This is a genomic window from Paenibacillus sp. (assembly GCF_035645195.1).
GTDB lineage: Bacteria > Bacillota > Bacilli > Paenibacillales > YIM-B00363 > Paenibacillus_AE.
The window spans coordinates 123,021-136,352 of sequence record NZ_DASQNA010000007.1 but is presented as its reverse complement, the minus strand read 5'-3'; the positions used below and the strand labels follow the sequence as shown (position 1 = coordinate 136,352).

Here is a 13,332-nt window from a genome sequence, read left to right as displayed (position 1 = left end):
GGCTGTTTTCGCTCAGACTGAAAGCGTTCTCCTGGTAGCGGCCTGCAGGATACCATCATTTCGATAAAAGGGGTTGGAACGAAGATGAACGGCAACCAAACGAAACGAGGCGCTCAGGCGAAGAAGCGGACGACGGCGGCGGTCGCGCTGACCTGTACCTTGGTGCTCGGGGCATGCTCGAACGCGGCGCCGGAAACGACGACGGGCGGGGCGAAAGCGCCGGCCGCGGCGGAACGCGTCACGCTCAAGGTCGAAGTGTTCGATAGAGGCAACTCGCCGGCCGGCATGACGATCACGGACAACTATTTAACGAATTATATTCAGGAGCATTTCGGGGATCCGAACAACATCGATGTGGAATACGTGCCCGTACCGCGCTCTGAAGAGGTCGAGAAGCTGAACGTCTTGATGGCGAGCGGCAGCGACGTGCCGGATATCGTGTTCACGTACGATCCGAACGTATTCAATCGATACGCGAAGCAGGGAGGGCTGACGGACGTCGGGCCGCTGTCTGATCAGTACGGTCCGAATTTGAAATCGTTCCTCGGCGAGGACGTGCTGAAGTACGGGCGGTACGAAGGGACGCAGTACGCGATTCCCGCGAAACGTTCGATCGTCGGCAAATACGCGTCTTTCATCCGGAAAGATTGGCTGGATCAGCTGAATATGGAAGTCCCGGACACGACGGAAGAGCTGTACAACGCATTGAAGGCGTTCAAAGAGCAGGATCCTGGCCAAACGGGCGGCCAAGTCATTCCGCTCGGCATGACGATCGCGTCCGCCCAATACGAGCCGCTGATCTGGTCCTTCATCAAGCCGGTGACGGAAGAAGAGCGGTATACGCTGACGCAGCAACTCGGCGCGAACGATTATCCGGTGCTGCTGCCGGGCTTCAAGGACGCGCTGCAGTTTATGAACAAACTGTACAACGAAGGGCTTATGAGCAAAGATTTCGCGCTCGACAAAGACAAGAAGAAGCTGGGCGAAGACGTCTCGTCGGGCAAGGTCGGCTTCTACAGCGAGGACGACATCAATCCTTTCTATGAAAACGGTTCCTACGCGACGCTCCAGAAAAACGTTCCGGGCGCCGTACTGCTGCCCGTCGATGCGTATTCCGATTCGGAAGGCAAGCACCCGAAGCCGATGTACGCGCCGAACGGCATGTACATTATGATTCCGAAGTCGAGCAAGCGCGCGGCCGAGGCCGTGAAATATTTGGACTGGATGGCGACGCAGGACAACTTGTTCAAGCTGCAAAACGGCGTCGAGGGCGAAAACTACGTGCTCGAGGACGGCCTTCCGGTCGTGGTGGAAAATCCGACCGAGGAAGCGCTGAATCGACTGTATAACGTCGGCGACATGGTCATTGTTTCGAACGGCAAGCAGTTCGGCAGCATGGAGCAAAATTTGAAGGCGCGCGCGATGCAAATGCCGAGGCAGTTCAAGGCGGAGGTCGAAGCGGCGCAGCAAATCGCCAATACGGACGTCATTCCGCCGGTGCTGCTCGACCGTCCGATCGAAGCGCAGACGAAATACGGCACGACGCTGCAAGACAAGTTCAACGAAATGATCGTCAAGACGACGATGGCGAAGCCGGAGCAGTTCGAATCCGTCTACGAGACGATGATGAAGGACTATATGGCGAGCGGCGGCCAGGCGATTTTGGACGAACGGACGGCGGTTTACAAAGAGATGCAGTCCAAGTAAAGACGTTGAGGCTTGCGGGCCGGGACGGGGGAGACCCCGTCTCGGCGCCTAGCGCCTTAACGCCAAGAAGGAGGGGACCGCTGTGAGTTGGAGCGTCTACATGCGCAGATATTGGCAGCTGTACGCGCTGCTGATTTTGCCTCTGACATATTTCATTATTTTCAAATACGGCCCGATGTACGGGATTCAGATCGCGTTCAAAGATTTCAACTTCTTTCAAGGCATCGGCGGGAGCGAATGGATCGGGTTCGACGCGTTCCGCGAAGTGTTCGGCATGCGCGATTTTTACCTGGCGCTGCGCAATACGCTGATGCTGAACTTCCTCGATCTGCTCGTCTCGTTCCCGGCGCCGCTCATTCTCGCCATTTTGCTGTACGAAATGAAGTTCGTCTGGTTCAAGAAGCTGTCGCAGACGATTTTGTACGTTCCGCATTTTATTTCGTGGGTCATTATCGGCGGCATCGTGTATCAAGTGTTCGGCACGCAATCCGGCATGATCAACAACCTGATTACGTCGGCAGGGTTCGAGGCGATTCCGTTTCTCACCGAGAAGAACGCCTGGTTGGTCACTTACTTGCTCGTGGGCGTCTGGCAGAGCGCCGGATGGGGGACGATCATTTATTTAGCCGCGCTGACCGGCATCAACAAGGAGCTGTTCGAAGCCGCGTCCATCGACGGCGCGGGACGATTGAAGCGCATATGGCATATTACGCTTCCGGGCCTCAAACCGACGATTATCGTGCTGCTCATCATCAATTTGGGCCATATGATTTCGATCGGCTTCGAGCGGCCGTACGTGATCGGCAATTTGGCCGTCCGCGAATATTCCGAGGTGCTCAGCACGTTCGTGTACCGAATCGGGTTGGAATCGGGCCAGTATACGCTGGCGACGGTCGTCGGCTTGTTCCAGGCGGTCGTCGGGCTTGTGTTCGTGCTCGGGGCCAACTACGCGTCCAAGAAGCTGACGGACGAGAGCATTATGTAACGACCGAATTCGATTATTAAGGAAAGGAGCGGACGCAATGAAAGAGCAAACGGCTAATCGTGTGTTCGACACCGTCAATTTTATCGTCCTGCTTGTCTTTACGCTGCTATGTCTGGCTCCGTTTCTTCATATAGCGGCGATCTCCTTCAGCTCGGCGGGGCCGATTTTATCCGGCCAAGTGAGCCTGCTGCCCGTGGAGTTCAACACGGAGGCATATGCGAAGGTGTTTTCCGACGTCTCGATGATTCGTTCGCTCGGGTTTACGGCCTTGTTGACCGGTTTGTTCACATTGCTGTGCATGCTGATGACGATCGCGATGGGCTTCGCGTTGTCCAAGAAGCAGCTCCGCGGCCGGAACGTATTCATGGTGATCGTCCTGATTACGATGTTTTTCAGCGGCGGCATCATTCCGGAATACATTTTGGTTCGGAACTTGAACCTGCTCGACACGATTTGGGCGCTCGTGCTGCCCGGCCTCGTCAACCCGTTCTATCTCATCATCATTATTTCGTTCTTCAACAACATTCCGGAAAGCTTGCTGGAGTCGGCGGAGATCGACGGCAGCAGCCATTTCCGGACGCTCGTCGGCATCGTGTTCCCGCTGTCGCTGCCCGTCGTCGCGACGCTCAGCCTGTTCTACGCGGTGGGCCGCTGGAACGGCTTCACGGATACGCTGATGTATATTAACAGCCCGGAGCTGTATCCGCTGCAGCTGAAGCTGTATCAGCTGATTCAAAACAACATGATTACGGACCTGCTGCAGATGGAGGGCGCGCAGATGGCGACGCTCGTTCCGGAAAGCCTGAAGGCGGCGAGCGTCATTTTCGCGACGGTGCCGATCTTGATCGTCTATCCTTGGCTGCAGCGCTACTTCGTGAACGGCGTCATGATCGGCGCCGTGAAAGGATAAGGGGGAGCGAACGTGAGCGTATACGACAAGCTCGTCGCCCTGAACGACGAGTGGGCGCAGGACGGCATGCGGCAGCAGATGCTGGATCCGGACAGCCGCTTCTACGGCGGCGTCGCCGATCCGGCGAACGGCCTCGCTTGGCCGAGCCACGGCGGGACGCCGATGGTGATGGCGGTATGGGCGTCCGCGCTGGCGTGCCCGGATTCCCGTTATTATCGCGATCCGGCGCTGCTTTCGAGGCTGGAGCTCGCCGCGGCGTTCATGCTGCGCTTCCAGCACGAGGACGGGACGATTTCGCCGCCGTGGACGAATATGCATTCGCCGCCGGACACCGCGTTCGTCGTCGGCGGTCTCGCGCAGGTGTACGACCTGCTCGCGGCGCAGGATTGGGAGCCGCTGGAGCGGGCGGTCGGGGCGATCCGGCTGTTTCTCGAGCGGACGATCCCGGCGCTGCTGACCGGCGGCTGCCATACGCCGAACCACCGGTGGGTGTTGACCGCGGCGATCGGTTTTCTGTATAAGCTCACCGGCATGTCCGAGCTGAAAGAGCGGGCGGAGCAGTGGCTCGCGGAAGGGATGGACTGCACGGAGGACGGGGAGTGGACCGAGCGGAGCAACGGCATCTACAACGCCGTGAGCGACATCATGCTGTATTACGCCGCGGAGCTGTTCGACCGGCCGGAGCTGCTCGAGCCGGTGCGGCGGAATTTGCGGATGATGGCGTATTTGATCCATCCGAACGGCGACGTCGTTACGGATTACTCCGGACGGCAGGATTACGGCGGCGCCTTCGACATGAGCTCGTATTTTTTGCCGGCGAAGCTGATGGCGGAGCGCGATCGGGAGCCGCTGTTCGCGGGAATCGCGGAGCTTGCCGCGGCGTCGCTGAAGCAGCCGGGGTTTCTTCCGAACCAAGCGATGCTCGGGCTGCTGCGGTACCCGCAGCTGCGGGACGGCGCGGTGACGCCTTGCGCGCTGCCGGATCAGTATCGGGTCGTCCTGAACGAGGGCTTCGACCGGGAGACGTATTTGGCCGGGATGGAGGCGGCCGGGCACGGGGGGCGCATCTATCACAGCCGGCTGCATCCCGACTTCGGCGCGCCGGTGGCGCGGCACCGCAGCGGCGTTACGAGCGCGACCGTCATTACGGAGTCGCCTTCGCTGTTCGCGCTGCGGCACGGCGCCGCGCGGCTGCTGGCCGTGCAAGTCGCGTCCGCCTTCGAGCCCGGCTTCGTGAAGATGCAGCGGCTCGAGCGGATCGAGGGCGGCGGTTATCGGCTGTCGGCGGTGGAACGCAAAGGGTACTACGGCCCCGTCGCGGAGCGGGATTTGCCGGAGAGCGCCGCGGGTCCCGTCAGCCCTTGGTATTCGCTGCCGCATCAGAAGCGGGAGCTGACGCATGAGCAGCGCCACGAGGTCGAGGCGGTGCTCACCGAGCGCGGCGACGGCTGGGACGTGCGCATTCGGTGCTCGCAGCCCGAGCTGCTGCTGACGCAGGTGTCGTTCGTGTTCGGCGCGGAAGGCGAGCTCGCGGGCGAAGGGGTGGAGCCGGCGGCGGAAGGCCTCTGGTTCTGGAAGCGCGGCGCGGCGCGCATGTCCGTCGGCGGCGACTGGATCGAGCTGGACGGCGGCGCGCACGATCACCGGGCCGTCGCGCTCAATAGCATCAGTTATTCGCCGAAGAGCCGGACGCTGCTCGTGAACCTGCTGACGCCGTACGACCGGACGTTCCGCATTACGCTGTCGGGCGCCGCGGGCGCGGCCGTCGGCGCGGGTGCTGGCGCGGAACCCGGTGAGGGCGCCGACGTCGGCGCCGGCGCCGGTTCGGGGAAAGAGGGGGAACGCGCATGAGCGGGTATTTGGAGCCGCGCGAAAGCGCGCGGTATTGGTACGGCGACGACGAGCGGCGCGTCTTGGAGGCGCTGTCCGGACGCTACGCGGGCGCGAACCCGCCCGTCCCGTTCGCGCTGCGGGCGTTCGCCTCGTCGGGCGTGCTGCAGACGAGGGAGGGCTTGTACGACATGGATTTGTCGGCGAAGCTGCCCGAGGCGGCGGACGGCGCCTATGCCTACGTATGCGGCCTCGTGTGGAGCGACGACGAACGGTCGATCGACGCCTTGATGGAGCCGCTCGGCCCGACGCGGCTGTACATGAACGACGCCGAATTGTACCGCTCGTCGGCGGCGGAGGAGATGAAGCCGGATGCGCGCATCGTCGTGCCGCTGTCGTTCCGGCGGGGCTGGAACGCGATCTTGATCGAGTGCCGCAAGACGCCGGCGGGCTTCGGCTGCCGCTTCGGGGCGGACGAGGCGAAGGTGCGCATTCTCCACGTGCTCGCCCCGTTCGCGGAGCGGGAGGGGAGCGCGGGGTGGGCGTATTCGTCCGCCTCGGACCGCCGGCGGTTCGGCGCGGACTTCGGGTTCCCGGATTGCCGGGGGCCGGAGGAGGCGACGGGACTCGCCTGGTTGCCGCGGATGCGCTGGACGGCGCAGGAGGCGGAGCTGCCGAACCTGGGGCGCGTGTTCGGCCGGCCCGCCGCGCCGGCCGCGGCGTACGGCTGGAGCGCCGTCGCCGTTCCCGCAGGGGCGGAGACGATCGTCCTCGAGGGCCGCGCGCTTGGGGCCACGACGATTTGGCTGGACGACGCGAAGGCGGTCGAGCTCGGCGCTCCCGGCCCGTTCCGCGTGCAGGCGCTCGTCGCCCCCGGAACCCGCCGGCTGTTCGTCTGCAGCGCGAGCGGGTCCGACGGGTGGGGGTTCGAGCTGCACGCGCACGCCGGGGGCCGGCCGCTGCCGCTCGAGCTGCCGCTGCCCGTCCACGGCGCGAGCGGCCCGTGGCTGTATGCGGGGCCGCTGCCTGCGGCCGCCGGCGAGCCGGACCCGGACGCGGTATGCCGGACGGACGTCCTGTTTCCGGCGGTCGACGCTGCGGGCCGCTCGGCCGGGTCGACCTATTGGCGGCTGGACGGTCCGGGTCTCATGGTAAGACCCTATTACGAGAACGCCATGCTGAGCAACAAATGGACGACGGGCACCGCCACCAACTACGCGCGCTGGGATTACCCGCTCGGCGTAACGATGTACGGCCTGCTGCGGACCGCCCGGGCGTTGAACCGGGACGATCTCGCGGCTTACGCGCTCGGCCACATCCGCAGTTGCACGGATCTATACGAGTACGCGCTGTGGGACCGCGATACTTACGGCTTCCCGTCCGTCAATCACCAGCTCGTCCTGATCAAGATGCTGGACAACTGCGGCTCGTTCGGCTCCGCCATGCTGGAAGCCTATTTGCAGACGGGTCATGAGCGGTACCTCGCCATCGCCGATACGATCGCCGATTTCATCCTCCGCCGGCTGGAGCGCCGCGAGGACGGGGCGTTCTACCGGCTGTGCCCGGGCGAATATTCCGCCGACACGATGTGGGCGGACGATCTGTACATGAGCGCCCCGTTCTTGATCCGGTACGCGGAAGCAACGGGCCGGCGCGAGGCGCTGGACGAAGCGGCGCGGCAGTTTTTGTTGTACCGCCGCTACCTGTTCATGGAGGACGAGCGCGTCATGTCGCACGTGTTCGATTTCAAATACGGCAAGGCGACGCGCGTGCCGTGGGGACGCGGCAACGGCTGGTGCCTGTTCTCGCTCTCCGAGCTGCTCGAGAAGCTGCCGGAGGAGCATCCGGACCGCCCCGCGCTGCTCGAGCTGTTCCTGGCGCACTGCGAGGGCGTGGCCGCGCTGCAGGCGGAGAGCGGCTTGTGGCGCCAGGTGCTCAATCAGCCGGAGGCGTACGAGGAGGCGTCCTGCACGGCGATGTTCGTGTACGCCTTCGCGCGCGGCGTCCGGTTCGGCTGGCTGCCGGAGCCGGAGCGATACGCGGCCGCCGCGTTCCGAGGCTGGCGTGGGCTGACCGGCGGGGCGATCGACCGGCAGGGCAACGTGCACGGCGTGTGCAGCGGGTCGCGCTACTCGTTCTCGCCGGACTATTACATGTACGATCTGCGCACCGTCGTGAACGACAACCACGGCATCGGCATCATGATGCTGGCCGGCGTCGAAATCGGCCTGCTGAAGGCCGCGCTGGCCCAGCCGCATCGGGCCGCCGCCGGCGCGCAGGCGTAAGGAACGCCCCAGTACAAGAGGCCGTCCTATCGCTGGACGGCCTCTTGCATATGGAGAAGAAGAGCCGTCTCGGAGGCGCAGGGCGCCGGCCGGAACGGCTCTTCGCGTTTATTTCTCGATAGTGATCAAACGGCGCTCCATGTCGGCGTCGACCTTGGCGCCGAGCGCTTCGCCGACGAACCGGAGCGGCACGAACGTCGTGCCGGCGTCGACCGTCGGGGCGGCGCCGAGCCGGATCGTCCGGCCGTTCACGCGGGCGGCGGCGTCGCCGAGCCGCAGGACGATCTGCGTGCCGCCGCTCGACGCGGCGATGGTCCGCGCGGCGGGATCCCATTGAACGCTGGCGCCGAGCGCTTCGAACAGCGCGCGCATCGGCACGAGCGTCGTTCCGCCTTCGATGCGCGGCGGCGCCGAGAAGTCGAGCTCCTTGCCGTTATACATGACAGTGAACTCATACAGGCTGAACAGCTTCGTCGCGTAACGGATTTCCGTCTCGCGGCCGGCGGCGTCCTTAATGCCCTGCAGCGCGATTTCGATCACGTCGCCTTCGTCGCGGCGGATGTCGTCCGGCTCGAACGTGACGACCGACCCGACGAAGAAGTCGCGGTCCGGCCGCGCGTTCGGGTTCGCGAACGTTTGGGTTTCGCCGGTCGTCCGGTTCGTGACGGTCAAGCGGATCTGGCTCAGATCGTCGAAATTGTATTTGGTCATATCCGGGTGGATCGACCACATCTCGGCCGGTATGTACTCGACCGGGAAATAGCCGACGGCCGGCCACGCGATGTAATCGTACTCGACGGCGGGCGCTTCCCCCGAGGAAGAGAAATGCGTCACCGAATAATCGGGCGTATACCCGAAGCCGACGCCGGACAGCGACGGAATGAGGAACGAGTCCCGGTGGCCGACCCGCTCGCGGTTGTTGTCGCCCCAATCGTTCATGAAATCCTCGACCGCCGCGCTGACGGTGAACGTCGAGAAGGCGAGCGTCTCCCTGCCCGAATCGGCCGCCTCGAAGAACGAGTCGGGCATGTCCGCGGGCTTGGGCGGGTTGTGCGGGTCGGCGTAATCGTAAGCCGCCTCGAGCAGCACCGCTTTGTGCTGGGCGGTGCTCACGTCGTCCGCGTTCAGCCGGACGTCGGTCGGGAGGCCGGCGACGTAACGGACGAATTTCACCATGTTGAGTCCGTCGTTCAGGAACGCAGGCGACAGCTTCCCGGACCGGTACGGCGGCTTCGCCCGGAACGGCTCGACGAATGGATCGTCGAACATCGTCGGCGCCAGCGCGGCGTAAGCGTCCTTGATCGACGTTTTCGTTTTGCGCTCGATCAGTTTCGGCTGATCGACGGCGCGCCGGGACAGCGTGAACGGCTCGTGATAATAATACCCGTCGCCGTACGCGAAGGAGACGTTGTAGGACGGGTAGTCCGGATGGAGCGGTCCGCTGCGGATCGCGAACGTGCCGTCCGGCCGGATGTCCGCCTGCGCGGAGACGTCGGAGCCGAACGGATCGCCGGTTTCTTCGTAAGCGTATGTATACCAGAACGTGACGTCCACGTGCCGCTCGCCGCGGTCCGTCCGGCCCTCGATCGTGATCGAGCCGTCTTCGTTGAAATAGGCCTTCAGTTCGTCGGAGGCGTACCCGACGCTCTTGTAGGGCAGCTGCGGGGCTTCCCAGGCCGCGGACGCGCCGGGAGGGACGACGGAGAAAAGCAAAACGAGGGCGAGTACGAAGAAAAGGTGCTTCCAAACGTTGCGTTGCGTTGCGTTTAGCTTCATGGATGTTCCTCCTGCTGTAAATCTACATGTTGAACACCCATCATAGCGGAATCCGGCGCGCACGAAAAGCCCCTTCACACCAACCCTTCGTCCGCGGCTTTGCGCACCGCCGAAGCGCGGTTCGCACGAAAGAACGAAGGTCCGTCCGCAGCCGTTGTACCGGCTGACGGACCTTCTTCGCGCCGCCGGCGTTACGGGGCGTCGAACGTGCCGGGCAGCGCCGGGGCGCTGATCATGCCGAACAGCAGCAGCGCCATGACGGCGGCGACGAGCAGCGCGTTAATGGACAGCCCCAATATCGAGAACAGCCGCGAGCGCTGCTTTTGGAAGAGGCCGACGATTCCGAGCACGCCGCCGACGAGCGCCGTTACGACGAACAAGCACATCAAGCCGACGGCGGCCAGCATCCTTCCCAGGTGCGCCTCCGGATCCGCGGCCAGCAGCGGCGCCATCGAAGCCGCGAAGGCGAACGCGGCGATCAACCCGACGACGGAGACGGCGGCGAGAAGGAACGAGGCTATGCCTGCGCGCGAGTGGGTGGTTTCCATAACAGGCTTGTACCTCCTCCAGTAATGGCAGAAATTGAAAATAGTTTCCTTTTTTCATGCGATGCATTATCATTTTAACCAAAGGCTAACAAAATCGGAAAGGGCGAATTTCGTTGTCGAATCGAACGTGGGTGGCGGCCGGAGCCGTCAGCGCTTTCTTGTGCGTCGCGATCGGCGCGTTCGGCGCGCACGGTCTTCAGCTGTCGGAGCGCTTCGCGGCGACGTACCAAACCGGGGTCGAATATCATATGATGCACGCGCTGGGCATGCTGGCCGTCGGGCTGCTGGGCGACCGGTTCGGCCGTCCGTCGCTGACGTCTTGGACGGGCCGGCTGTTCGCGGCGGGGACGGTACTGTTCTCGGGCAGCCTCTATGTGTTGAGCGTGACGGGCATGACGTGGCTCGGGGCGATTACGCCGCTCGGGGGACTCGCGTTTTTGGCGGGGTGGGCGCTGCTGGCGATATCGGCCGTCCGTCCGGGCAAGAGGCAATAGCAACGGCTATACATCGTTTGAAACAGCTATGCGGGTGGGCGGACTCGTTGCCGCCGTACGCGGTCCGTACGCCATCCGAACCAGCTCACGCGAAAGGACCTCAACCATGCAAATGCCTCGAAGTTTCAATCCATTTTTGCCGTTGATCGTACTTGCGGTTCAGTTCGCTGTTTTCTTGGGATGGCTGGCGTTCGGCGACGTTGCGGGCGCCGATTGGGCGTTCGCCGGCGTATCGGCGGCCGGCATGGCCGCGCAAGCGCTGTTTTTGATTAAGCGGTATAAGGCAGTGGCGGCCGCCGAGCATTCGACGGTGCGGAAGCTGCAGCGCAAAGACGAAGTGTTCACCTCGCTGTTCGATTCGATCCCGGTCGCCATCACGCTGCTGGATCGTACGGGAGCGTTCGTCCGGACGAATCCGGCGTCGCGCAGCATAACCGGGTACCGGTCCGAGGATATCTTGGGCAAATCGTTCACCGAGTTCATCCACGTCAATCATCTGAACGAGACGATGGATCGGTTCCGCCAAACGCTGGAGGGTCGGGTGCAGACGTTCCACTCGGTCATCTTGCTGCAGAGCGGGTACCCCGCCGACATTCAGGTGACGACGCTGCCGGTGAAGGACGAGCAGGAGCACGTTACGGGCATTATCGCGATCTACGAGGATATTACGAAGAAACGGCAAACCGAAGAGCGGATCAAGCACATGGCGTATTACGACGACTTGACCGGCCTGCCGAACCGGCGGCTGTTCCGCGATTTGGTGGCGGAATATTTGCTGTCGGCCGGAGAGCGGACGCGGATTTACGTCGCGCTGCTGAACGTGGATCGCTTTAAGGTGGTCAACGGCTCGCTCGGTCAAGACATCGGGGACATGCTACTGCTGCAGTTGGCGGATCGGCTTCACCGGAGCGTATCCGACTTCGGGATCGCCGCCCGCATGGAAGGGGACGAATTCGGCATTCTGTTCCGGGACGTCGAAGGCTCGATCCCGCCGACCGAGCTGGCGAGCCGCATCAATCAGGAGCTGGAAGAGCCGTTCTCCATTCAGGAGTATACCTTGCATATTACGACGAGCATGGGCATCGCGGCGGGAAGCACGGGTACGGAAGAGACGGCGCTGCTCAAAAATGCGGGCGTGGCGCTCTCCAAAGCGAAGGAAAAAGGGAAAAGCAGCTTCGAGGTGTTCACGCCGGAAATGGACGAGCTGTATTTGCTGAAATTCACCCTCGAGAACGATCTTCGCAAAGCGATTCAAGAGGGCGAATTCCGGCTCGTGTACCAGCCGCAATATAACATTTACACAGGCGAAATCGTCGGCACGGAAGCGCTGATCCGCTGGCTCCATCCGGAGCGCGGTCTCGTCTCCCCCGGGGATTTCATTCCGATCGCGGAGGAGACCGGCCTGATCGTGCCGATGAGCGAGTGGGTCATCCGCGAGGCGTGCCGGCAAAACCGCGCGTGGCAGCGGGAAGGGCTTCCGGCGATTCCGGTCTCCGTCAACTTGTCCGTGCGGCAATTCCTTCAGCCGAATTTGATCGAGCGCGTCTCCTCCATTCTGACCGAAACCGATTTGGATCCGTCGTACCTCGATCTGGAAATCACCGAGAGCATGACGATGGACGTCGAATTCGCGACGGCCGCGCTGATGCGGCTGAAGGAGCTCGGCCTGCGCGTGTCGATCGACGATTTCGGCACGGGTTACAGCTCGCTGAATTATTTGAAAAACTTCCCCGTGGACAAGCTGAAGATCGACCGGTCGTTCGTCCGCGACATTATGGACGATCCGAACGACGCGGCGATCGTGCGGACGATCATCACGATGGCGCATCACTTGAATCAAACCGTCATCGCGGAAGGCGTCGAAACCGAGGAGCAGCTCGCTTACTTGCGTACATACGGCTGCGACGAAATGCAGGGCTATTTGTACAGCCCGCCCCTCTCCCCCGATCAAATGCGGGAACGGCTCCGCAGCTGGGCGGCGCGCCGAGCGGAGGAGGAAACGAGAGACGGAAAGCCGGCCTGAAGCGCCGGGATCCCACAACCGACGGAGATGTCCGTCGGTTGTTTTGCGTTCGCGCGCCGGCGCCCGATTCGCGCCCGAGCGTCACCCGAAATCGAATCGCGCCATAGGATAAAGCAAAGTCGATTTATGGGAGGCGATGGCGATGATGCGAATGACGCCCTTGCACGTCGGTGAACATACGTTGATCGGAATCGAGGTGAAACTGCCGAAAACGACGCTCGTCGTCGTCTCGACGGAGAAAGGATATATCATGTGCGGCGCGCTGGATGTCGCGCTGCTGAACGAGAAGCTGAAGGACCGAGGCATCGTCGCGGGACGGGCGGTCGGCGTCAAAACGCTCGAGGAGCTGCTGGCGGCGCCGCTCGAATCGGTGACGATCGAAGCGGAGCGGCTCGGCGTGACGGTCGGAATGAAAGGGTCGGACGCGCTGCTGAAAATGATGTGAACGAGCGGCGCCGGCGGGAGAAATGCTGCGTCGGCGCACCTTTTCCGCGAAGAAAATATGTATTATTTGTAAATTAATTAGTTAAATTTTACAATCCGATAACAATGATATTCAAATTTTCCGAATAAACATGCATATTCCTGCATCGATGCGGCGAACTCGCTCCATCATATGCTGCGGTTTTGGACAAGCCTCCCGAATTCGAATGCATAAAGCATTTACATAATATTTACATCAAACCCCCTCTTCTCCGCTCGCCGCTTAATCTTCGTATAACACATCCGCCCTATACTTTCTCTTTAGATAGGAACAATCCATATCCCAAAGGG

At 62.3% G+C, this 13,332-nt stretch carries 10 protein-coding genes; 8 read left to right on the top strand and 2 right to left on the bottom strand.

Features of this window, described 5'->3' with window-relative positions; translation table 11 throughout:
- Nucleotides 1-84 precede the first annotated feature (84 nt).
- The 5 genes from VE009_RS01735 (at nt 85) to VE009_RS01715 (ending at nt 7,717) form a co-directional block, all read left to right on the top strand.
- Complete coding sequence (locus tag VE009_RS01735) at nt 85-1,707, top strand: extracellular solute-binding protein (RefSeq protein ID WP_325005662.1); 1,623 nt, start codon at nt 85-87, stop codon at nt 1,705-1,707.
- 100 nt (nt 1,708-1,807) lie between these two features.
- A complete protein-coding gene (locus VE009_RS01730; RefSeq protein WP_414694762.1) occupies nt 1,808-2,692 on the top strand; it encodes an ABC transporter permease in 885 nt (294 codons plus the stop codon).
- A 37-nt stretch (nt 2,693-2,729) separates the two neighbouring features.
- Complete coding sequence (locus VE009_RS01725; RefSeq protein WP_325005660.1) at nt 2,730-3,602, top strand: carbohydrate ABC transporter permease; 873 nt, start codon at nt 2,730-2,732, stop codon at nt 3,600-3,602.
- Nucleotides 3,603-3,614: 12 nt separating this feature from the next.
- Nucleotides 3,615-5,453, top strand: coding sequence for a hypothetical protein (locus VE009_RS01720; protein WP_325005659.1), 1,839 nt, complete (start codon nt 3,615-3,617; stop codon nt 5,451-5,453).
- A complete protein-coding gene (locus VE009_RS01715) occupies nt 5,450-7,717 on the top strand; it encodes a glycoside hydrolase family 88/105 protein (RefSeq protein WP_325005658.1) in 2,268 nt (755 codons plus the stop codon). Before VE009_RS01720 ends, VE009_RS01715 begins: the two co-directional genes overlap by 4 nt.
- 108 nt (nt 7,718-7,825) lie before the next feature.
- On the opposite strand, the gene VE009_RS01710 is transcribed toward VE009_RS01715, so the two are convergent.
- Both VE009_RS01710 and VE009_RS01705 read right to left on the bottom strand, forming a co-directional pair.
- Complete coding sequence (locus tag VE009_RS01710) at nt 7,826-9,493, bottom strand: stalk domain-containing protein (protein WP_325005657.1); 1,668 nt, start codon at nt 9,491-9,493, stop codon at nt 7,826-7,828.
- Nucleotides 9,494-9,684: 191 nt separating this feature from the next.
- A complete protein-coding gene (locus VE009_RS01705; RefSeq protein ID WP_325005656.1) occupies nt 9,685-10,041 on the bottom strand; it encodes a DUF6142 family protein in 357 nt (118 codons plus the stop codon).
- A 113-nt stretch (nt 10,042-10,154) separates the two neighbouring features.
- Between VE009_RS01705 and VE009_RS01700 the strand changes: the two genes are divergently transcribed.
- From VE009_RS01700 to VE009_RS01690, 3 genes are all read left to right on the top strand, one after another.
- Nucleotides 10,155-10,535: a DUF423 domain-containing protein gene (locus VE009_RS01700; RefSeq protein ID WP_325005655.1), complete on the top strand. Its 381-nt coding sequence runs from the start codon at nt 10,155-10,157 to the stop codon at nt 10,533-10,535.
- A 136-nt stretch (nt 10,536-10,671) separates the two neighbouring features.
- Complete coding sequence (locus tag VE009_RS01695) at nt 10,672-12,558, top strand: putative bifunctional diguanylate cyclase/phosphodiesterase (protein ID WP_325005654.1); 1,887 nt, start codon at nt 10,672-10,674, stop codon at nt 12,556-12,558.
- A 142-nt stretch (nt 12,559-12,700) separates the two neighbouring features.
- Nucleotides 12,701-13,003 carry a YunC family protein gene (locus tag VE009_RS01690; protein WP_325005653.1) on the top strand — a complete coding sequence of 101 codons (303 nt, stop codon included), beginning with the start codon at nt 12,701-12,703 and terminating at the stop codon, nt 13,001-13,003.
- Nucleotides 13,004-13,332 lie beyond the last annotated feature (329 nt).

What these genes read in the sequence shown, in the direction of transcription:
- VE009_RS01735 (WP_325005662.1), top strand. Translation starts at nt 85, where the DNA reads ATGAACGGCAACCAAACGAAACGAGGCGCTCAGGCGAAGAAGCGGACG.
- VE009_RS01730 (WP_414694762.1), top strand. Translation starts at nt 1,808, where the DNA reads ATGCGCAGATATTGGCAGCTGTACGCGCTGCTGATTTTGCCTCTGACA.
- VE009_RS01725 (WP_325005660.1), top strand. Translation starts at nt 2,730, where the DNA reads ATGAAAGAGCAAACGGCTAATCGTGTGTTCGACACCGTCAATTTTATC.
- VE009_RS01715 (WP_325005658.1), top strand. Translation starts at nt 5,450, where the DNA reads ATGAGCGGGTATTTGGAGCCGCGCGAAAGCGCGCGGTATTGGTACGGC.
- VE009_RS01710 (WP_325005657.1), bottom strand. Translation starts at nt 9,493, where the DNA reads ATGAAGCTAAACGCAACGCAACGCAACGTTTGGAAGCACCTTTTCTTC.
- VE009_RS01705 (WP_325005656.1), bottom strand. Translation starts at nt 10,041, where the DNA reads ATGGAAACCACCCACTCGCGCGCAGGCATAGCCTCGTTCCTTCTCGCC.
- VE009_RS01690 (WP_325005653.1), top strand. Translation starts at nt 12,701, where the DNA reads ATGATGCGAATGACGCCCTTGCACGTCGGTGAACATACGTTGATCGGA.